Source organism: Streptomyces flavovariabilis, from assembly GCF_000725785.1.
GTDB classification, from domain to species: domain Bacteria; phylum Actinomycetota; class Actinomycetes; order Streptomycetales; family Streptomycetaceae; genus Streptomyces; species Streptomyces hawaiiensis.
Genome location: NZ_JNXD01000007.1, coordinates 241,027 through 260,010 on the forward strand (window position 1 = coordinate 241,027; position 18,984 = coordinate 260,010).

20 protein-coding genes are annotated in these 18,984 nt (G+C 71.4%); 9 read left to right on the forward strand and 11 right to left on the reverse strand.

Annotated elements, in window-relative coordinates:
* Positions 1 to 112: 112 nt before the first annotated feature.
* Positions 113 to 2,773, reverse strand: a complete 2,661-nt coding sequence (locus IO24_RS0115650) for a D-alanyl-D-alanine carboxypeptidase (RefSeq protein ID WP_031136146.1) — start codon at positions 2,771 to 2,773, stop codon at positions 113 to 115.
* A gap of 235 nt (positions 2,774 to 3,008) precedes the next feature.
* Here IO24_RS0115650 and IO24_RS0115655 point away from each other — a divergent pair, with 235 nt between their 5' ends.
* From IO24_RS0115655 to IO24_RS0115665, 3 genes are all read left to right on the forward strand, one after another.
* A complete protein-coding gene (locus IO24_RS0115655; protein WP_031136148.1) occupies positions 3,009 to 3,764 on the forward strand; it encodes a GOLPH3/VPS74 family protein in 756 nt (251 codons plus the stop codon).
* Positions 3,765 to 4,014: 250 nt separating this feature from the next.
* Entirely contained in the window at positions 4,015 to 4,872 is an 858-nt protein-coding gene (locus IO24_RS0115660; protein WP_031136149.1) for a helix-turn-helix domain-containing protein, read from the forward strand.
* Positions 4,873 to 5,069: 197 nt separating this feature from the next.
* Positions 5,070 to 5,261 (forward strand): DUF397 domain-containing protein, encoded by a 192-nt coding sequence (locus IO24_RS0115665; protein WP_031136151.1) that lies wholly within the window; start codon positions 5,070 to 5,072, stop codon positions 5,259 to 5,261.
* 106 nt (positions 5,262 to 5,367) lie between these two features.
* Here the strand turns inward: IO24_RS0115665 and IO24_RS0115670 are convergent, their stop codons facing one another.
* From IO24_RS0115670 to IO24_RS0115680, 3 genes are all read right to left on the reverse strand, one after another.
* A complete protein-coding gene (locus tag IO24_RS0115670) occupies positions 5,368 to 6,261 on the reverse strand; it encodes a MerR family transcriptional regulator (protein ID WP_031136152.1) in 894 nt (297 codons plus the stop codon).
* Between the two features lie 71 nt (positions 6,262 to 6,332).
* Positions 6,333 to 6,836, reverse strand: coding sequence for a glutathione peroxidase (locus tag IO24_RS0115675; protein ID WP_031136154.1), 504 nt, complete (start codon positions 6,834 to 6,836; stop codon positions 6,333 to 6,335).
* 9 nt (positions 6,837 to 6,845) lie between these two features.
* The gene (locus tag IO24_RS0115680) at positions 6,846 to 7,838 is read right to left on the reverse strand and encodes an ArsR/SmtB family transcription factor (RefSeq protein WP_031136156.1); all 993 of its coding nucleotides are present in this window, start codon (positions 7,836 to 7,838) and stop codon (positions 6,846 to 6,848) included.
* A 75-nt stretch (positions 7,839 to 7,913) separates the two neighbouring features.
* Between IO24_RS0115680 and IO24_RS0115685 the strand changes: the two genes are divergently transcribed.
* A complete protein-coding gene (locus IO24_RS0115685; RefSeq protein WP_031136157.1) occupies positions 7,914 to 9,092 on the forward strand; it encodes an MFS transporter in 1,179 nt (392 codons plus the stop codon).
* 7 nt (positions 9,093 to 9,099) lie between these two features.
* Here the strand turns inward: IO24_RS0115685 and IO24_RS0115690 are convergent, their stop codons facing one another.
* From IO24_RS0115690 to IO24_RS0115715, 6 genes are all read right to left on the reverse strand, one after another.
* Positions 9,100 to 9,576, reverse strand: a complete 477-nt coding sequence (locus IO24_RS0115690) for a MarR family winged helix-turn-helix transcriptional regulator (protein WP_031136158.1) — start codon at positions 9,574 to 9,576, stop codon at positions 9,100 to 9,102.
* 47 nt (positions 9,577 to 9,623) lie between these two features.
* Positions 9,624 to 10,307, reverse strand: coding sequence for a nucleotidyl transferase AbiEii/AbiGii toxin family protein (locus IO24_RS0115695; protein ID WP_031136159.1), 684 nt, complete (start codon positions 10,305 to 10,307; stop codon positions 9,624 to 9,626).
* A 134-nt stretch (positions 10,308 to 10,441) separates the two neighbouring features.
* A complete protein-coding gene (locus IO24_RS0115700; protein ID WP_031136161.1) occupies positions 10,442 to 11,242 on the reverse strand; it encodes an SAM-dependent methyltransferase in 801 nt (266 codons plus the stop codon).
* Positions 11,243 to 11,372: 130 nt separating this feature from the next.
* Positions 11,373 to 11,867: a hypothetical protein gene (locus IO24_RS0115705; protein ID WP_051905913.1), complete on the reverse strand. Its 495-nt coding sequence runs from the start codon at positions 11,865 to 11,867 to the stop codon at positions 11,373 to 11,375.
* 117 nt (positions 11,868 to 11,984) lie between these two features.
* Complete coding sequence (locus tag IO24_RS0115710; protein ID WP_031136165.1) at positions 11,985 to 12,665, reverse strand: polysaccharide deacetylase family protein; 681 nt, start codon at positions 12,663 to 12,665, stop codon at positions 11,985 to 11,987.
* Positions 12,662 to 13,339, reverse strand: coding sequence for a glycoside hydrolase family 11 protein (locus tag IO24_RS0115715; RefSeq protein ID WP_031136167.1), 678 nt, complete (start codon positions 13,337 to 13,339; stop codon positions 12,662 to 12,664). The genes IO24_RS0115710 and IO24_RS0115715 overlap by 4 nt, the downstream gene beginning before the upstream one ends.
* Positions 13,340 to 13,894: 555 nt before the next feature.
* On the opposite strand from IO24_RS0115715, the gene IO24_RS0115720 reads away from it, so the two are divergent.
* From IO24_RS0115720 to IO24_RS0115735, 4 genes are read left to right on the forward strand one after another with little or no spacing between them, the layout of a single operon-like run.
* A complete protein-coding gene (locus IO24_RS0115720; protein ID WP_031136168.1) occupies positions 13,895 to 14,320 on the forward strand; it encodes a hypothetical protein in 426 nt (141 codons plus the stop codon).
* A gap of 50 nt (positions 14,321 to 14,370) precedes the next feature.
* Complete coding sequence (locus tag IO24_RS0115725) at positions 14,371 to 15,237, forward strand: ATP-binding cassette domain-containing protein (RefSeq protein WP_234335215.1); 867 nt, start codon at positions 14,371 to 14,373, stop codon at positions 15,235 to 15,237.
* Entirely contained in the window at positions 15,234 to 16,553 is a 1,320-nt protein-coding gene (locus IO24_RS0115730; RefSeq protein WP_031136172.1) for a hypothetical protein, read from the forward strand. The genes IO24_RS0115725 and IO24_RS0115730 overlap by 4 nt, the downstream gene beginning before the upstream one ends.
* A gap of 14 nt (positions 16,554 to 16,567) precedes the next feature.
* On the forward strand, positions 16,568 to 17,218 hold the full coding sequence (locus IO24_RS0115735) for a hypothetical protein (RefSeq protein WP_031136174.1): 651 nt from the start codon (positions 16,568 to 16,570) through the stop codon (positions 17,216 to 17,218).
* 142 nt (positions 17,219 to 17,360) lie between these two features.
* Here the strand turns inward: IO24_RS0115735 and IO24_RS0115740 are convergent, their stop codons facing one another.
* On the reverse strand, positions 17,361 to 17,708 hold the full coding sequence (locus IO24_RS0115740; RefSeq protein ID WP_031136176.1) for a hypothetical protein: 348 nt from the start codon (positions 17,706 to 17,708) through the stop codon (positions 17,361 to 17,363).
* A gap of 832 nt (positions 17,709 to 18,540) precedes the next feature.
* On the opposite strand from IO24_RS0115740, the gene IO24_RS0115745 reads away from it, so the two are divergent.
* Complete coding sequence (locus tag IO24_RS0115745; protein WP_031136178.1) at positions 18,541 to 18,954, forward strand: hypothetical protein; 414 nt, start codon at positions 18,541 to 18,543, stop codon at positions 18,952 to 18,954.
* Positions 18,955 to 18,984 lie beyond the last annotated feature (30 nt).

Below are 18,984 nucleotides of genomic sequence, written 5' to 3' on the forward strand. Positions count from 1 at the left end.
CGCCGCCGCGAGCGGCGGGCCTGTCCCGATTCGGGACGCTAGCACGCACCCCGCCGGGCGGCGCCCGGACGGGCCGTTACCGGCGGAGTGCGGTGGTGCGGGGCGCCCCGGGTCAGCCGAGGCGCGTGAGCTTGGCCGCGAAGTCAGGCTCCACCAGGTCCTTCTGGAGGGCGACCGGGACCTTCACGGCGCTGGTGGTGCCGTCGCCGACGGTGAGCGTGCCCACCTTCGTGCCGGTCTTGGCCGTGTGCGGCAGGTCGTCCCCGGCGAACGTCAGCTTGACGGACAGGCCCGCCCAGCCGACGGCCGTGACGTCCTCGGTGACGGCGACCGGTGTGCGGCCGCCGAGACCGTCGTCGGCGTACCCGACGATGTCGCCCTTCTTCAGGATCGTCGCCGACTTCAGCGCGCCCTGCGCGGCCCGGATCAGCTTGTCGCCCTCGTGGAGCGCGGCGCCCAGGATCGTGTTGTCCGGGCCGCCGGCGGGCTGGCGCACGACCGCGCCGATGATCCGGCGGACCTCGCCGTTCACGTCCTTCCGGGCCGAGAAGACGAGGTTGCCGAGGGCCGACGTGGTGGTGCCGGTCTTGATGCCGGTGACGTCGTTGTAACCGACCAGGCGGTTCCAGTTGTCGTGCTTCGTGCCCTTGTAGTCGACGTACGACATCATCGTCGCGACCTCGCGGAAGGCGGGCTGCTGCATGGCGGCCTTGGCGAGCTTCACCTGGTCCACGGCCGTGGAGACGGTCGTGTTGTTCAGGCCCGACGGGTCGGTGTACGTCGTGTTCTTCATACCGAGGTCCTCGGCGGCGTCGTTCATCTTCTGCACGAACGCCTTCTCGGACCCCGCGTCCCAGCGGGCGAGCAGCCGCGCCACGTTGTTCGCGGATGCGATCAGGATGCTCTCCAGAGCCTCCCGCTCGGTGAGCTTGTCACCCTTGGTGACGTCGACGGTGGACTCCTGGCCGGCGTCGGACTGGTCCTGGGCGGCCTGGTCGATGAGGATCTTCGGGCCGTCCTCACCACTCTTGAGCGGGTGCTCGCGCAGGATGAGGTAGGCGGTCATGACCTTGGCGACGCTCGCGATCGGCACGGGCTTCTGCTCGCCGGAGGAGCCGAACGTGCCGATGCCCTGGACGTCCAGCGCGGCCTGGCCGTCGGCGGGCCAGGGGATGTCGACCTTGCCGCCCTCGAAGGTGTAGCTGTCCTCGGCGGTGAGCTCGAGGGTGGGCGCGGGCAGCGGGCGCACGCTCTGCACGACCGCGAAGACGACCACCAGCAGCAGCACCAGCGGCGTCCAGATCTTCACCCGCCGGGCCGCCGTCCGCAGCGGGGTCTCCGGGGGCGGCGGGGTGTTCGTCAGCTCGGCCAGCAGGTCCAGGGGCGGCCTGGGCGGCAGCGGCTGCTGCGTGGTCCGCTCGGGGCCGACGGTGGGGACGGGCGCGGTGGCGTCGGCCGGGGCGGCCGGCTTCCTGGCCGCCGCGTCGTCCAGCGGCTTGAGCGCGACGAACTTGCTGGTCCGCTCGGCGTCCTTCTCCGGAACGTCCTTGGTACCGCCCCCGAGCTTCAGCATGGTGGTGGGCTGATCGACCGGGGGCCGCACGGCTTTGAAAACGGCGGTGGGCTGGTCGACGGGCGGTTCGGCGGGCGAGCCGCCGGCGTCGTCGTCCGACTCGCCGGAGCCACCGGCCCCGCCCTTGCCCCCGACACCGGCGCTCTTGGCGTCGCCGTCCTTCGGCGCGGTCTTGGCATCGGCGGCTTTCGGCGCGGCCTCGGTCGCGTCGGCGGTGCCCGCGTCGGTGTCGGCGGCCTTGGCGGCCTGGGCGTCGTTGTCGGCGTGCGGGTCCGCGGGTTCGGGGGCCTCGTCGTCGGCCGGCTTGCCCGCCTTGGCCTCGTCGGCCTTCGCGTCGGCGCTCTTCGGCGCCGCCTCGGCGTCGTCGGAGGCATGTGCGTCCGCGGGCTCCGGACTCTTGGCGGCGGTGGCCTTCGGCGCGGCCTCGGCTGCGTCGGGCTTCGCGTCGGCGGTGCCCGCGTCGGGGTCGGGGTCGGGGTCGGCGGTCTTGGCCTCGTCCGCCTCGGCCTCGGCGGTGCCCGTCTCGGCGGCTTTCGGCGCGGCCTTGGTGCCGTCGGAGATGCGCGGGTCCGCGGGTGCGGGGGACTTCACCTCGGCGGTGCCCGCGTTGGAGGAACGGTCCGCCTCGGGCTCGTCGGCGTCGCCCTGGCCCGCCTCGGAGCCCTCGGGCGCCGCCTCTGCGGCTTCCAGGCCGTCCCGGGCGTCCGCGTCGGCCTCCTCGGGCTTCTCCGCGCCCTCGGCGTCCCCGGCGGCAGCAGCCTCCCCGTCCCCGTCCGCGGACGCGACCCACGCCGCGACGGCGTCCCTCAGCCGTCCGTCACTGCCCTCGGCGCCGGAGGACCCACCGGCCTCGGGCCCCTCGGGATCGTCGGAGCCCCCGGCGGAGCCGGAAGCACCCTGCCCCGCGTCAGTCGCCGCGTCCTCGGTGCCCGAGCCGCTCTCGGCCCCCTCGGCCCCCTCGGCGTCCGAGTCACGCGCAGCGTGCTCGGCGTCCTTCGGTTCCTCCGCCGTCCGTGTGGACAGCACGCGGGTCGCCGTATCGGCACCGCCTCGTGCCGAGGACCTCTCCGGGTCCCGGGCCACCGCGAGCCGCGGGTCGGCGGCTTCGCTCCTGGCCTCCGGAACCGGACTCGCGCTCCCCGACGTCCTTCGTGCCGACGACTCGCGCTGCTTCGACCTGTCGGGGGACTCGCCCGCCACCGATGCCTCCTCCTCGCGCCGCACGCCCCGCGTGCGCGTACCGAACCGTGAACCGCCGCCCGTGACACCGCTCCGGCGCTGTCCGAACCATGTACCAGTGTCCTGTGTGCGGGCCAAACCCATCCGGTAGACGAGAACGACATACTTACTGGTTCCACTACGAACCGGTCACGCACCCTCGACAGACCAATGTGAGAGGGGTCACCCTGTCTTTCATCCACGCGGGGAGGCATGGATGGGCAGGAGCCGCAGAACACTTCCGGAGGAGCTTCTGCTGCTGGCGTTGGACCCGACCACGGGTACCACCGCACAGCCGCAGTCGCTCGACCTCGGTCTGGCCGGAGCACAGCTAGTGGAGCTGGCGCTGGCCGGACGGATAGCCCCAGACGGGGATCGTATCGCCGTGGTGGCACCACGGCCGACTGGAGATCCGACACTGGACTGCGCATTGGAGTTGCTGCGAAGGCGTGGCGCTCCCGTGCGTGCCGTCCACTGGATTGGCGGGCCGCGTCTCGGGCTCCGCCAGACCTACCTCTCGCATCTGGAGCGGTGCGGCATGGTGCATGCCGTGGCCGGCCAGATGTGCGGAGTGCTGCCGACGACTCGCTACCAGGCGACGGAGACCGAGATCAGCCGGGAGATCAGGGCCCGGCTGGACTCCGCGATCCGCACCGGCGTACCGCCGGACCCGCGGACCGCGGCACTCGCCGCCCTCGCTCACGCGGTCGGCCTCGGCAAGCACCTGTACCCGGGGAACGAGGGACGCTCCTCTCGCTCCCGGCTCAGGGACCTGATCAGGCACGACCCCATGGGCGGCCTCGTCGCGCACGCGGTGATGGACGTCCAGAACGGCGTCGCGGCCCAGCCGCGCCGCAGCCCGGCACCGTCCGGCCGTCAGGCCGCCGGCGGAGCCAGGCCCGCACCGGAACCCGCCCGCGGCGTTCCGATGCAACCGCGCCACGGAAGCATGGCGCGCGTCGCGGCTCACTGAGCCGCACCGCACCAGCAAGGCCTACGACCGGCACACGCACCACGGGACCCACGAACCCGGTCACGGGAGCCGCTGTCCGAGCGGGGCGGAGAGAGCGCACACTCTCTCCGCCCCGCTCGGCGTGCCGTGCCCGAACTGGCGTGTACCCGTCGCATATCCACCGTTTCCCAGCGGTAGTAAGCACCTTGGTGGCAGTCTGCTCAACAGCAGATACGCAAAGTAGAGGCACGCAGCCGGAGGTGCACGTCCCGTGGCGTCCAATGTCAATCCCACCGTCAGGCGGCGCCGGCTGGGCCAGGAGCTCCGCAGGCTCCGTGAGCTCAAGGGCATGACGGCCGAAGAGGTGGCCGAGCGGCTGCTGGTGTCGCAGTCGAAGATCAGCCGGCTGGAGAACGGGCGGCGCAGCATCAGCCAGCGCGACGTCCGCGACCTGTGCGGGGTCTACGAGGTCGAGGACCAGCGCATCGTCGACTCGCTGATGCAGATGGCCAAGGACTCCCGGCAGCAGGGCTGGTGGCACGCCTTCGGGGACATCCCCTACAGCGTCTACATCGGCCTGGAGACGGACGCCGAGTCGCTGCGGGTCTACGAACCCCAGATCATCACGGGCCTGTTGCAGACCCGTGCGTACGCCGAGGCCATCATCCGCGGCGGTTCGCCCGAGGCATCGGAGGCGGACAACGACAAGCGGGTCGAGGTCCGGCTGCGCCGGCAGGGCCGGATCACCGCCGACACGGAACCGCTGCGGCTGTGGGTGGTCCTGGACGAGGCGTCCCTGCACCGGATCGTCGGCAGCCGGCCGGTGATGCGCGAGCAGTTGGAGCACCTCATCGAGATGTCGCAGCTGCCCCACATCACCGTGCAGGTCCTGCCGTTCGAGGTCGGCGCGCACGCCGGCATCAACGGCCAGTACTCGATCCTGGAGTTCGCCGACGCGGCGGACTCGAGCGTGGTCTACATCGAGGGCGTCACCAGCGACCTGTATCTGGAGAAGCCGCTCGACGTGCAGAAGTACACCGTGATGTACGAGCACTTGCGGGCCCAGTCGCTGAACGTGGACCAGTCGAGGCAGCTCATCGAGCGCCTGGCGAAGGACTACGCGCGCTGAGCCGCCGCCGGAGGATGACCTTCTGTCGGGCAAAGCGCGGGATGCTACACCCCTGACACGCCTGACTGGAAGTATCCCCTGGAATATGCCACCCAGTCGAGTGAATGGCTGCTCTGAACGAGGATGTTGGCGAGTAGCGTCGATCACGCCAACCACCAGCACGGGTTGGCGTAAACGCAACTGGCAACGGAGCGAACATGGCAATTCGTCTGGGCACCACGGAAACGTGGACGACGTCCTCCTACACCAACAACAACGGCGCGTGCGTGATGGTCAGGTCGACCGTCGACGAGGCCCTGGAGCTGGGGGACACCAAGATCCCCGAGGGCCCCAAACTGGCGTTTCCCGCCGACGCGTGGAGCGCCTTCGTGGCCTCGGTCAAGGCCTGACCCCGCGATCGACCGCACCACAAGCACCACCGACAGAGCCCTCTCGACCAGTATCGCCGTCCTTGCCGAGAGGGCTCCGCTTGTGCCCGCGGGCCCCCGAAAGGGATCAGCTCACCGGGAACGCCACGTCACACACCGGGTCCTCGGGTCCCGTCGACGCCCAGTCCGCGAAGTAGAGCTCCCGGCAGGGGCCGGTCGCCGTCAGTCCCTCCGTCGCCATCCACTCCTCCACCGCCTCGAACGCGGCCAGGATCTGCGGATGCGCCACCTGCGCCTTGGTGATCCTGGTGTACGCCAGCCGCCGGGCCGGTTCCACCCGTACCGCCGTCGCCCACGCCCGGCCTCCCCCGAGCTCTCGGCTCCGCTCCGCCCAGGCCCGGGCCGCCGCCTCGTCGGCCACCGGCACGCAGGCCTCCGCGGGGCCGTCGCTCTCCATCGACACCTCCGCGTGATAGGCGACGTACGGCACCCCCGCCACACCCCCGCACTCCCGGGCCGCCTCCTCCAGCCGGCCCAGCGCCGCCCCGATCCACGCCGGCAGCTCGTCCGCCAGTGTGTGCCGCTTCTCGGAGATCACCACCTGCGCGGGCGTCTCCACCGTCTCGACCCTGAACTTCCCGTACATCTCGGAGCTCCTCCCCGACAGCCGTCCACGGAGGTACTCGGCGAGCGTCCGCTGCCCCGCCACCCGCGCCTCGACATCCGCCCAGTACGCGCCGAGCAGTCCGGCCGCCGCGGGCCCGTCGCCCGCCCCGACCACCTCGGCGATCCGGGCGAGCGGCATGTCCAGCTGCCGCAGCATGGCCACGAGCCGGGCCCGTTCGACCTGGCCGGCGCGGTAGTAGCGGTAGCCGGTGGCCTCGCCGACATGCGCCGGCGCCAGCAGGCCCAGCCGGTCGTACAGCCGCAGGGCCTTCGCCGACAGGCGGGCGCGCGCGGCGAACGCACCGATGGTGAGCAGTTCCTGATCCGGTCCGTCCACCACGGCATCCTCCGTCATCGGGCGGCTCTTCCGCCCGATGACGGAGGACGCTCGGGCCTGCCCCAGGGGCAAGGTCAAGCAGCGGGCCGTCAGGCCAGCTGGGCCTCGATCGCCGCCACGACCTCCGCCGAGTCGGGCTCGGTCTGCGGCGAGAAGCGGGCGACGACCCGGCCGTCGCCGCCGATGAGGAACTTCTCGAAGTTCCAGCGGATGTCCCCGCTGTGCCCCTCGGCGTCCGCGAAGCCGGTCAGACGGTCGTACAGCGGGTGCCGCCCCTCGCCGTTGACCTCGACCTTCTCGGTCATCGGGAACGTCACGCCGTACGTCGCCGAGCAGAACTCGGCGATCTCGTCGGCGCTGCCGGGCTCCTGCCCGAGGAACTGGTTGCAGGGCACGCCGAGGACGGAGAAGCCGCGCTCGGCGTACTGCTCGTGGAGCTTCTCGAGGCCCGTGTACTGCGGGGTCAGGCCGCACTTGGAGGCGACGTTCACCACGAGCACCGCCTTGCCGGCGAACTGGGACAGGTCGGCCGGACCGCCCTGCAGCGCACCGATCTCGACGTCGAGGGGAGAGGAACCGTTGGTAGTCGTCATGCTCGGAGCCTAGCTCCGGTGGGTGCCGGGCCGGTTGCGGGCCTCGGTCGCCTCCACCAGCACCTGCCCCGCCGCCGTCCGCGAGTACAGCACCGACCTGCCCGCCCGCCGCCGCTCCACCAGACCGGCGTCCAGCAGCACCCGCAGATGCCGTCCGACCGAGCCGAGCCCCTGCCCGGTCACGGCGACCAGTTGGCTGGTGCTCAGCGGCGAGCCGAGCCGCACCAGCACACCCGCGCGGGCCGAGCCGAGCAGCGCGCCGAGGCTCGCGGGCACGGGCCTGCCGCCGGGGTCGGCGAGCGCCCCGGCGCACGGGTAGACCAGCGCGTACCGTTCCGTCCCCTCCCACGCCACCCAGCCGATGCGCTGTGTGGTGATGGGCACGAACACCAGCTCGGCTCCGGACAGTTCGCGCGGCGGGTACTCGTGCGCGTTCACCTGGAGCCGGTTCTCCCCGAGCCACTGCGTCCCCGGCCGCAGGGTGTCCAGCGCGCTCGCCCAGCCGCCCCGGCTGACCTGCGCGGTCCGTGCGACCACATCGGCTTCGAGGATGCGCCGGCGGTGCGGCCAGTACGGCCGCACCGCCGTGTTCCAGACATACGTCAGAAGGTCCGCGGCGCGCTCCGGGAGGTCGTCGCGGTGCAGCCGAGCCGGGACGGGGCCGCGCAGGGAGACGGTGAGGTCGGTGCGGGCCGCGTCCGGGTCGGCCGCCCGCACGCGCGCGACCGCCTGCTCGAAGGTCTCCCCGTCACGCGGGGCGGGGGAGAGGAAGTCGGCCGTCCACTCCCGCCCGATCCCGGCGCGGATCAGCCGCGCGGTCACCGGGTCCCGCGCCAGCCGCCGCCGGTACGCCGGCAGATGCGCGTCGAGCCACCGCCGCTCCCCGGGATGCGCCGCCCGGGCGGCCTGCAGCAGCCGCAGACTCGCGAAGGCCTCGGCGAACGGCGAGATCACGAACCGGCTCCCGGCCAGGGTGTCGGCGTTGATCTGCCACCAGCCCATGAGCCGCCCCTCCACGAGGTTTCGCGTCCGCGCGAAACAATAACCACGCGAGCAGGGGCGTCGAAGACTCCGCGTATGCGCAGCTACCGCGATCTGTTCCGCACGCCCGAGTTCACCCCCTTCTTCCTGGCCGCGTCGGCGCAGACAGTCGCCCAGACCATGGGCGGACTGGCCCTGGGCACCCTGGTCTACCGGGCGACCGAGTCACCGCTGCTGTCCGCGGTGAGCATGTTCGGCTCGTCGCTGGTGCAGGTGCTGGGCGCGACGTTCCTGCTCTCCGCAGCCGACCGGCTGCCGCCGCGCGCGGCCCTGACGGCCCTGCCCCTGCTCTTCGCCGCGGCCACCGCCGCCCTCGCCCTGCCCGGTCTGACCGTCTGGGCGCTCTTCGCGATCGTCCTCGCCAAGGGGCTGGCGGAGTCGGTGGGCGGGGGAGTGCGCTGGGGCCTGCTCAACGAAATCCTGTCCAAGGACGGCTATCTGCTCGGCCGCTCGGTGTTCAACATGATGAGCGGCCTCATGCAGATCACCGGTTACGCGACCGGCGGTGTCCTCGTGGCCCTGCTGTCCCCGCGGCTGTCCCTGTCGGCCGCCGCCGGCCTGTACCTCCTGGCGGCCGTCGTCGTCCGCCTCGGCCTGACCCGCCGCCCGCCCCGTGCGACGGGCCGCCCGTCGGTGTCGGTGACCTGGCGCGCCAACGCGCTGCTCTGGTCCTCCCCGTCCCGCCGCCAGGCCTATCTGGCCCTGTGGATCCCCAACGGCCTGGTCGTCGGCTGCGAATCCCTCTACGTGTCCTACGCCCCCGACTCCGCCGGCATCCTCTTCGCCTGCGCCGCGCTGGGCATGCTCGCCGGGGACGTGCTGGTCGGCCGCGTGCTCCCGCCGGGCCTGCGCTCCCGCCTGGGCTTCCCGCTCCTGCTGCTCCTGGCTCTCCCGTACGTGCCGTTCCTCCTGCACCCGGCGGTTCCGCTCGCGGCGGCCGCGGTCACGCTGGCCTCCGTGGGGTTCGGCGCGAGCCTCGTGCAGCAGGAGCGCCTGGTGGCTCTGACGCCTGACGACCTCACGGGCCATGCCCTGGGGCTGCACTCGGCCGGGATGCTCACGATGCAGGGGGTGGCGGCGGCGCTGGCGGGATCGCTTGCCCAACTGACCTCCCCGGCCGTGGCGATGACGGCGATGGCCATGGGGTCGGCGGGAGTGACGCTGCTGCTGATGGGTGCGGCGAAGCGGGAGGAGTCGAGGACGGTGAGCTGCTGAGGGGAGCTCAGGACGGCGGGCCGGAGTCCCTCCCGGCCTCCACGAACACCTCGGGAACCTCGTTGTCCACCACGACCCGTGACAGCAGGGCGGCCAGCCGGTCCCGCTCGGTGCCGCTCAGCCCGGACGGCAGCGCCTCCATACGACGGCAGGTCTCGGCGTAGAACTTCCCGGCGAGCGCGGCCCCTTCGTCCGTCAGCCCCACCCGCACGGCCCGTCCGTCACGCGGGTCGGCCTCCCGCCGTACCAGTCCTCGCCGCACTGTCCGGTCCACCAGCCCGGTCAGGCTCGACTTCGCCAGCCCGAGCGTCTCGCCGAGTTCGCTCATCCCGTACGGCCGGGACATCAGCACACACAGCAACTGCCCCTGCTGCGGCGTCAGTCCGTACGCCCGGCCGGCCTCCGCGTACACACCGTCGACCAGGAACGCCGCGCGCACCAGCGCGGCGACGACCCCCACCTGCCCGGCTGCCCCGTTCCCCATCGGGTCAGGGTACCGACCGGTCAGTCCCCCTGCCGGGGGTGTGCCGGTCACTCTTCGTCCGGGGCCTCGCCCTCGATGAGGCGTTCGGCGATGTCGTCGGCCCACTCCTGGGCCCAGCGGCGCAGCCCGGCCACGGACGGGGCGTCGAGGCCGTGGACGGTGAACGCCCTGTCGTCGAGCCAGTCCGTGCCGGTCAGCCGGGCCTGGAGGTCGGTGAGGTCGAAGGTGTCGGGGGCGTGGCGGCGGCCGAGCTCCTCGAGTTCGGGCCGGCTCCAGCGGGCCGAGGCGGCGTGTACGTCGACCAGGTCGCGCGCGAGTCCGCGGTCGGCCAGGTCCCGCACCCGGGTGCCGACGAGGTCGTCGAGGGAGAGCGCGGGCCCGAGCTCCGTCTCCACGGGCGGGCGCCACAGCACCTCCTTGTGCAGAGCGACCTCCCACTCCACGCCGCCGGCCGCGTCGGTCACGAGGAACTGGGCGGACAGCGGCCCGGTCTCCAGGGTCTGCACGAGCCAGCCGCGTCCGACCAGCCCGGACCGGACGGCGTCCGCGATGACCTCCATCGCGGCCGGGTGCTCCGTGGCGGCGTCCACGTCCCGCCCGGCCCGCTCCACGAGCCCGTGCGCCAGCACCGCGTATCCGCCGGCGAGGACGAGGGAGTACGCCTCGCCCACCGCGAGCAGATCACCGAGAAGCCGGCCGGCGGGCTCGGGGACGGGGGGAGGGGCGGCCATGCCCTGATTATCGCGTGAGGGCGGGCGGGGGCTGAGGTGACCGACCCGGACGGGTGACGGACGGGAGCCCGTCCCCCTCAGGGGCGCGGGAAACCGCGCGACCGGCCCCCACGACGCCGTACCGGACCACGTACCTACGGCTTGCGCCCCACACCGCAGTACGCGTCCACGGCGGCACCGGAACCGGCGTCGCCGGAAGTCTCCGGTCGCCACTCGGGAACCCTCACCACGCCGGGCTCCACCAGCTCCAGCCCCTCGAAGAACCCGGCGATCTCGGCGACGGTACGGACGTGGTACGGCACCGCCCCACTCGCGTTGTACGCCTCGGACGCGGCGATCATGCCCTCACTGGTCGCGGTGCTGTCGCTGATCACGAGGTGGCTGCCGGCGGGCAGCCCGGCCATGAGCCGCCGCACCAGCTCGCGGGCCTGCTCGTGGTCGGCGACGTGACCGAGGGTGTTGAGGATCATCAGGCCGACCGGCCGGGAGAGGTCGAGTGTGCCGGCGGCTGCCTTCAGGACGGCCTCCGGGTCGTACAGGTCGGCGTCCAGGTACGCGGTCCTGCCCTCCTTGGTGCTGGTGAGCAGGGCGTTGGCGTGGGCCAGCACGATGGGGTCGTTGTCGACGTAGACGATCCGGGCGTCCGGTGCGACGCGCTGGGCCACTTCGTGCGTGTTGTCGGCGGTGGGCAGCCCGGTGCCGACGTCCAGGAACTGCCGCACGCCCTGCTCACCGGCCAGGTATTCGACGGCCCGCCCCAGGAACCGGCGGCTCGTGACCGCCACGTCGACGAGCCCCGGGAAGATCGACTTGATCTGGTCGCCGATCTCGCGGTCGACCTCGTAGTTGTCCTTGCCGCCGACGAAGTAGTTCCAGAAGCGGGCCGAGTGCGGCTTGGAGGTGTCGATACGGTCGCGCAGGCTGTCGTCGGACACGGTGGGACCTCCTGGGGGGGCGGGGAAGGGGGACCGGCCCACCAACCTAGGTGAACCTCCGCCTGGAGTACGGCTGTTGCACAGCCCACGGCCCGCCCGCCGTGCGATTCCGGCCACGGCCGGCCGGGTGCTACACCCCGCGGGAGGCGACACCGCCCATGTCTGTGCCGCCGAGTCCGCCCTCGTGCCCGGGGCGTTGGGTGACCAGCCAGAACGCCCACGCCAGGGACCACAGCAGCAGCCCGGCGGCGATCGGCGTACCGAAGATGATCAGCAGTCCGGCTCCGATGTTGGCCCCGATGCCCCCCGCGGTCAGGATCCGCCACCCCACACCGGCCATGAGCCCGAGCACCACCAGCGGTCCGAGTACCCCCCACCACCGCCGGTCCATCGCCCCACGCAGCGAGCTCCGCACGAGCACCGCCGCACCGGCCGCGGCCAGCACCAGCGCGAGTCCCCCGGCTACCGCGGCCACGCCGTCCCCGATGTCCCACGGCTGGAACGCGTAGTCGAGTTCACTGGCCGGCAGGCCGTCGTGGTTCTGCTGCCCCATCAGTCCCCAGGCGGCCACCGGCACCCCGCCGACGAGCGCGGCCCCGGCCGCCTTGATTCCCCGATTCGTCATACGCCCAGGATGGCGGGGCGGTACGGGGGGCGTCATGAGCACGCGTACTCAGGTACGCCCTGTGTGCCCGAGACGCCCGGGCGGCGCGACGGCCCCGGGGCCGTCGCGCCGGTGTGCTCAGCCGGGGGCCACCGCGCGGCCCGACTGGGGGGAGATCATGCCTGCGCAGAGGCCGCGGGATGCCAGGCCCTGCGCGATGCGCGGGACGGCGGCCAGGGTGTTGGCGGGCCCGTCGTGCATGAGGATGATCTGGCCGTCGGTGAGTCGGGCCGTGGACCGGACGATCGCGTCGCTGCTCGCGCCGTTCCAGTCCTGGGAGTCGACGTGCCAGAGGATCTCGGTCAGGCCGTGCCGGGCCGCGACGGACTTCACCGTCGCGTTGGTCTCGCCGTACGGCGGGCGGAACAGTCTCGGTGTGCCGCCTCCCGCGTTCCTGACGGCCTGCTGGGTGCGGGAGATCTCCGAGTCGATCTGCGCCTGGCTCAGCCGGGTCAGGTGCGGGTGGGTGTAGCTGTGATTGGCGACCCACATGCCGGCGGCCACCTGCGCCCGGACCAGGGACGGGTTGGCGGCCGCGTGCTGGCCCTGGTTGAACATGGTGGCCCGCAGCCCGTTCCGCCTGAGGGCGTCGAGCAGCCTCGTCGTGGTGCCGGACGGGCCGTCGTCGAAGGTGAGTCCGACGTAGCCGGTGCAGGCGGCGGTGCGTGCCGGGGCGGCGGTCGAGGTCATGGTGGTCGTGACGGTGAGAACCGCGGCCGCAGCCGTCGCCAGGACGGTCAGCGCGCGTTTCGTCGTCACGGCCCCACCCTGATGCTGGAGCTGCCGCTGCTCCGGTATCCCTCGGTCGCCATGATCATGTAGTACTTGAAGCTGCCCATGGGCATCCCCGCCCGGGCCCACGCGTCGAAGTGGTTGCCGGCCGTGATGGTGCCGCCCGTCCGCTTCGACTGCCGCACGCTCCAGTACTGGTCGAAGGTGCGCGTGCCCTCGACGGACGGGGCGTTGTAGCGCGTCGTCTTGTAGATGTCGTACGTACCGCCGTCGCTGTTGACGGTGCCCTTGTACGTGCCCGTGGGCCGGTAGGTGCCCCAGTTGTCGACGATGTAGTACTCGACGAGCGGGTTCGCCGTCCAGCCGTAGAGGGTCAGGTAGGCGTTGCCGGACGGGTTGAACGTGCCCGAGTAGTTCACGGTGCGGCGGGCGCCGGTGCTCCAGCCCTTGCCGGCGACGAAGTTCCCGGTGTTGCGCCATGAGGTGCTGTAACTGCCGCCGGACGACAGGGTCATGGAGACCGTTCCCGGCGCGTCCGTCCAGAACGAGTAGTAGTAGCCGTTGTCGGTGCCGGTCTGGTTCCTGGTGATGACGGTGTCGGCGTAGGCGGTGCCCGGCATGATGAGGGCCGCGACGGCGACCAGCAGCATGGTGCAGGTGCTGCTGATGAGCAGCCGGAAGCGGCTGGCTGACTCCTTCATGGGGTGCTTCCTCCTCGTCCTCGTGGGGTGGGTCGATGGGGGAGCTCTGTCCTCGGGAGTGTTGGCCGGGCCCTGACAACTGTCAATAGTTTCGGCGGGTGTTGCGAAAGGTTCGAGGCTGCCTGTTTCTTGTCCGTGCCGGATTCTTGCTGCTCACACGGCAGTTGCCGCCCCCAGTGGACAAAGTCCCGTACTACGTCCGGTCCTTCATGTAGCGGGGGTTTGGATTCCGCTCCACGAATGTTTCGGAACACTTCCGGAGCCGGGGATCGTCGGCAGCCGATATGAGCGGCTCCTGCTCCCTGCGCGGGGGACGGCCGTGGGCGGCGGCGCCCGCGGCCGTACCGGGCGATATGAACAGGTGCGAAGGCTTTCCGTCCTTCACCTCATCGGCCGGCCGTTCGGGGACCGCGCGGCGCCGTGACCGTGGGCGGCCAGGCTCACGACAGCGAGTGATCGCAAGTGAATATCGCGTGATCTTGTGCACAGACAGATGGCGGTCGGTACACCTAGTGTCACCAGCGACCAATTGGCCCTACACAGGGGGAAGTTCACATGCAGAAGCGTCGGATGACGTTCAAGCGCAGGTCGGCTGTCGTGTCAGCGGTCGCAGCGTTCGCGGTTGCCGTTCCGGCCGTCAGCGCCCTGGCCGCGGAGATCTCCGGAAGCCGTCTGACGTTCGCGGTCGCCACCGCCGGCAGCGCCGAGGACAGCAACCGCTGGTCCGGTCCGGGCTCCGGCCACGTCAAGGCCTGCGGTGACGTGCCGGTCAACGACTCGCGTACCTTCACCGCCTCCGTCTGGCGGGACATCTCGCTGTCTCCCGACCCGCAGATAGCGTCGGCCTCGCGCAGCTACTCGCAGGGCTACGGCTGCGGTTCCTACAAGAACACCAGCACCTCCAACAAGTACTACACGCAGGTAAGCTGGGCCGCCGTTCCGGGCAGCCGCGGCGTCGGCTTCGCGGCCGCCGAGAACTGATCCGGCCCGAACACCAGCAAAGAACCCGTACCGACGGAACCAGGAACACTGTGTCCCTTGGCAACGAGCCCGCCGCGACCGACTCCCCGTCGGCCGCGGCGGGCGCCCGGCCGACCAAGCCCACCGAGCAGGACCGACCGGCCGGGGAAGCCGGCCTGACCCCACCGGCGGAGACGATCGCGGCGGTCGAGAAGGTCACCGTCCGCTACGGGGCGCTGACCGCGCTGGACGAGGTCTCGCTCGGCTTCCCGACCGGCGTGACCGGACTGCTCGGTCCCAACGGTGCCGGCAAAAGCACCCTGCTGTCCCTCCTCAGCACCGCCAACCGCCCGGACGAAGGCACCGTCACGCTGCTGGACGCACAGGCCGCGGCGGGCGGACGCAAGGCCGTGCGGCGCATCCGCGAGCGGATCGGCGTCCTCCCCCAGTCCTTCGGCTACTACCCGCGCTTCACCGCGCTGGAGTTCGTCGAGTACGCGGCCTGGCTGCGGAAAGTCCCGTCCCGCGAACGGCGCGACCGGGCCCGCGAGGCACTGCGGCAGGTCGCCATGGACAAGCACGCCGACCGGCGGATGGGGGACCTCTCCGGCGGCATGCTGCGACGCGTCGGCATCGCGCAGGCCGTGGTCAACCGACCGGCACTGGTACTGCTCGACGAACCGACCGTCGGCCTCGACCCGGCGCAACGCGTCGGCTTCCGCGAACTCATCAAGGGGCTCGGAGAGCACTCCGCCGTCGTGATGAGCACACATCTCGCCGAGGACGTCGCCCACACCTGCGACCGGATCTCCGTACTCTCCGAGGGCAGGGTCCGCTTCGACGGCACACTGGGCGAACTGTGCGCGCTGGCCGGCGAGGACGGCACCGTGGAATCGGGCTATCTGCACCTGGTCGGCGCCGAGGGGACGGCGCTGTGATCCGCATGCTGTGGACCGAGATGCGACGCGGCGAATCCAGGTGGATCGCCGCTCTGATGACGGCCGTCGGCGCCTGGTACTTCCTCTCCCCGGACACGGCCACCAGCGACTGGATCGGCTGGTGGACGCAGACCGCCGTCGAGGTCCAGATCTTCGCCGTGATGGTGATGGGACCGCTGGTGAGCACCGGCGCCGCCTGGACCGCGGGCCGCGTACGCCGCCACCGCACGCTCGCCTGGGCGGAGACGACGGCCCGCAGCGGCTGGGAGCAGACCTTCATGGTCTGGCTGTCCGCCATGGCCTGGGCACTTCCCGTGTACGCGCTCTTCGCGGTCATGGCCTTCTCCCGCACCGCCGGAGTCAGCGCGGTCACCGAACCCGCCTGGTCACCGCTCGTCATCGGCGCGGCCATGGTCGGCCTGCAGACCGCGGTCGGAGTCGTCGTCGGTGTCCTGTCCCCGTCCCGCATCGCCGTCCCCTTCGTGGGCCTCGGCTGGTACGCCGCCCTGGTGGGCCTCGCGCTGTTCGCCGGCGAGCAGCGGTCCGCGATGCCGTGGGCGCTCGTGCCCGCACTCGACGTGCACTGGGACATGGCCTTCCAGCCGAACGCCGGCCGGCTGCTGACCGGCGCCGTGTGGTGTCTGGCCTGCGGCCTGCTGCTCCTCGCCGTACCGGGCCTGCTGCGCGGGCGGGCCGTACGCCCCGCCCTCGGCACCCTGCTGTCGGTGACGCTGGCGGCGGTCCTCGCCGCCGGGGCACTGTTCACCTTCCGCGCCCCCTTGCCCGAGCTGTACTGGGCCGTGCGGACCCCTCAGCCGGAGAAGCCGGTCTGTGCCACCGAGAGCGGCGCCACGGCCTGTCTGTGGCCCGCCGACCGGCACCTGCTGCCGGAGGTCGAGGTCGCGCTGCAACGGGTCCATCGCTCCGTCGGCTCGGTCCCCGGCCTCACCCGCACGTTCTACGAGCGCGGCCTCACCGCGCCGGCCGGTCGCGCACCGACCGCCGAACTGCCCGTCTACGTACCGGGCATGACCCGGGACGGGATGACCCAGGACATGCTCGCCGCGTCCCTGCCACAGCCGCCCGCCGGCTGCTCCCCGCACCCGCTCAAGGAGATCGGGGACTACCCCGGCACCTTCCTCTTCGAAGCCGTGGTGCGCCACCGTGCCCAGGCGCAGAGCAGTTACTGGGGCGACACGTTCGCCGCCGCTCTCGAGCGTTTCCTCAAGGCGCCGAAAGCCGAACAGGACCGGTGGCTGAAGGCCGCGGCCGAAGACATCCGGGCCTGCCGCCCCGTCCCCGCACCGCCGCGGTGAACGGCGCCGACCAGATGAAGAGTGCCTCCTCCGTCGCCTCGCCGGGCCTGCGCGCCCTCCTCGCCTACGGCCGCAGCCGCAACGTGCCGCGCGCGGCGCTGGTCGCACTGGTCGTCGCCGTCGCGGCCACCGTGTACGCCGGCCAGCAGGTGCCGCTGCCCCAGCTGCGCCATCTGACGGACTACAGCGTGCCGTTGGCGGCCGTCGTGCCCGTCGTCCACGCGGTGGTCCTCGCGACCACGACGTTCTCGCCGATGGCCGACCTGGAGCACACCGCGGCCCAGCCGATGCGCCGCCACCGGGCGGTCCACATGACCGCCGTCCTGCTCTACGCGACGCTGCTGGCCGTCCTGCCGATGGCGGCCGGCGCGTCCGCCGAGGTCACCGTGGCCGCCGTCCGCAATGTCGCGGGCTACCTCGGACTCGCCATGATCGGGGCCCGCCTGTTCGGCAGCGGCCTGGCCTGGCTCCCACCGCTGGCGATGTTCGGCCCCACCCTGCTGGCGGGCGTGCGCTGGGACAACACCCCGGAACCGTGGGCCTGGTCCATTCACGGGCCCCACAGCACCCCGGCCGCCATCACGGCCGCCGTGCTGTGCGTTGCCGGCCTGTGCCTGGCAGCCACCACGACGCCGCGCCGCGCGGAGCGAGAAGAGCAGGGGTGACGGGGTTCGGTGACGCACGGAAACAGCCGGTCGTCGTAGTGGCCCGGGGTACTCGGGTCCGGCGTGAGGGCCGGTGTGCGAGATTCCCGCGGTGCTGTCCGCGCTGCTCCGCGCTCCGCAGCAGCGCGGAGTCAGCGGCCGCCTAGAGCTGGAGCAGCCGCTGGGTGATCTCCCGGTACTGCCTCAGCGCGTGCCGGAGTTCGTCGGACTCCGTTCCGGGGGCCTGGTCCTGCCATCCGGCACGCAGGAGACGCCGCCGTTCCGCGAGGGCGTCCACGAGCTGGGCGGTGGCTTCGTCGTAGGCCTTCTCGGCCTCTTCCAGCGCCTCGCGCGGAGTGTCGGCGAAGGTGTTGAGGGCGTGCCGGAGGCGCAGGAGGATCTTGTCCCTTTCGGTCGGCGGGAGCAGCGGCTCTGGGCCCGGGGCGCGGCGTTCGGCGGGGCCCCGGGTTTGGCCCGCGGGCTGCTGGGCGCGTGTCTGGTCGTACATCATCGGTGCTTCCGTTCCGCCTGACGGCGTCCTTGGTGTTCTCGACGGCCTGTTTCAGGCTTCCGAAGACCCGGTCGATCCTGCCTCGGCGCTGCACTCGCCTGATGCGGGTGACCTGGCCGAGTCTTCCGTGACCCTGCCCTTCATCATCGTCTGCGCCGTGTTCCTGACCGTCCGTGCAACGGTCGTCATGGCCGCCTCGCTGCTGTCCTGTAGGTGGGTTTCCTGGGGGGTCTGGGCGAGGCGGGTGGGGCGGATGCTTCGCCGTGTGTCCGGGAGTGGCATGGTCCTGCGCTGTACCGCCAGTCAACGTCCGGCGACGGTCCGTGTCAACGCGGTGGCCACGCGATCCGGCCTGCCTCCTTTCGGAGCGTGCGTGAGTACGGTGGAGAAGGCGAGGTCTCTTCGCCGTCAATGGCGGCCCCGGCCAAATTCGCCCCTGCGTCCCCAGGCTGCATAGCCTCTCAAGGCATACGACCCTCGTGCGGACAGGCCATACAGGGCACGCCCTTTCGCAGGAATCATGCATTCCACATCGACTCGATATGCGCGAAGGTCACCCTGCCGGTTCCCCTCCCGGTGAGAATAATGGCCCGATCAATGCCATATTTCTCGCCAACTTCCACGACACGGGGTGCTGACCAGAAGAAGCTGCCTAATGTCTCGGACGGGACTGGAAGCTCGAAAAACCGTTGACATGTCCTAATCATCAGACCTATCTTGATCACTGAGCTCCGCGGTTAGTCAACGCCCAGGAGTTCATGTACCACCCCGGGGGGCGTGGAACCCTCCCTTTCTCGCGCCGGTAAGTCCGGCAGCGACTGAGAGGAGTGACATGAGGTTCAAGAGAGTCGTTTCGACCAGTGCCGTCCTTGGTGGCGTTCTCGCCGCGGGGCTGGTCACGGCTCCGCCGGCGGCCGCCGTAGCGTCCGATTGCAAGTCGGGTGAGGTCTGCCTTTACTACAACTCCAGCAGCTATGACTTTGGAGCGGTGTTCATCCAGCGCTACGACGTCGCCGACTACTCGGGCCGCTACTTCAGCAGCGGCTACCACGGCAGCGCCGGCTCCGGGACGGTAGTGAAGAACCATGCCGCTGCGGTGGACAGCTGGCAGCCGTACAAATTCGTGGTCTATTACAACAGCAGCTACAACTGTTCAGTCGCCTGCCAGACCATTCTTCCGTGGGAGTCGAAAGACCTGAACTCCAGCCTGAAGAACAACAACGCCTCGGGCCGCGTCGAAGGCTGACCGGAATCATTCCCAGTGCGCGCTGGTCTT

What these genes read in the sequence shown, in the direction of transcription:
- IO24_RS0115655 (WP_031136148.1), top strand. Translation starts at nt 3,009, where the DNA reads ATGGGCAGGAGCCGCAGAACACTTCCGGAGGAGCTTCTGCTGCTGGCG.
- IO24_RS0115665 (WP_031136151.1), top strand. Translation starts at nt 5,070, where the DNA reads ATGGCAATTCGTCTGGGCACCACGGAAACGTGGACGACGTCCTCCTAC.
- IO24_RS0115670 (WP_031136152.1), bottom strand. Translation starts at nt 6,261, where the DNA reads ATGACGGAGGATGCCGTGGTGGACGGACCGGATCAGGAACTGCTCACC.
- IO24_RS0115675 (WP_031136154.1), bottom strand. Translation starts at nt 6,836, where the DNA reads ATGACGACTACCAACGGTTCCTCTCCCCTCGACGTCGAGATCGGTGCG.
- IO24_RS0115680 (WP_031136156.1), bottom strand. Translation starts at nt 7,838, where the DNA reads ATGGGCTGGTGGCAGATCAACGCCGACACCCTGGCCGGGAGCCGGTTC.
- IO24_RS0115685 (WP_031136157.1), top strand. Translation starts at nt 7,914, where the DNA reads ATGCGCAGCTACCGCGATCTGTTCCGCACGCCCGAGTTCACCCCCTTC.
- IO24_RS0115690 (WP_031136158.1), bottom strand. Translation starts at nt 9,576, where the DNA reads ATGGGGAACGGGGCAGCCGGGCAGGTGGGGGTCGTCGCCGCGCTGGTG.
- IO24_RS0115695 (WP_031136159.1), bottom strand. Translation starts at nt 10,307, where the DNA reads ATGGCCGCCCCTCCCCCCGTCCCCGAGCCCGCCGGCCGGCTTCTCGGT.
- IO24_RS0115705 (WP_051905913.1), bottom strand. Translation starts at nt 11,867, where the DNA reads ATGACGAATCGGGGAATCAAGGCGGCCGGGGCCGCGCTCGTCGGCGGG.
- IO24_RS0115715 (WP_031136167.1), bottom strand. Translation starts at nt 13,339, where the DNA reads ATGAAGGAGTCAGCCAGCCGCTTCCGGCTGCTCATCAGCAGCACCTGC.
- IO24_RS0115720 (WP_031136168.1), top strand. Translation starts at nt 13,895, where the DNA reads ATGCAGAAGCGTCGGATGACGTTCAAGCGCAGGTCGGCTGTCGTGTCA.
- IO24_RS0115735 (WP_031136174.1), top strand. Translation starts at nt 16,568, where the DNA reads ATGAAGAGTGCCTCCTCCGTCGCCTCGCCGGGCCTGCGCGCCCTCCTC.
- IO24_RS0115740 (WP_031136176.1), bottom strand. Translation starts at nt 17,708, where the DNA reads ATGATGTACGACCAGACACGCGCCCAGCAGCCCGCGGGCCAAACCCGG.
- IO24_RS0115745 (WP_031136178.1), top strand. Translation starts at nt 18,541, where the DNA reads ATGAGGTTCAAGAGAGTCGTTTCGACCAGTGCCGTCCTTGGTGGCGTT.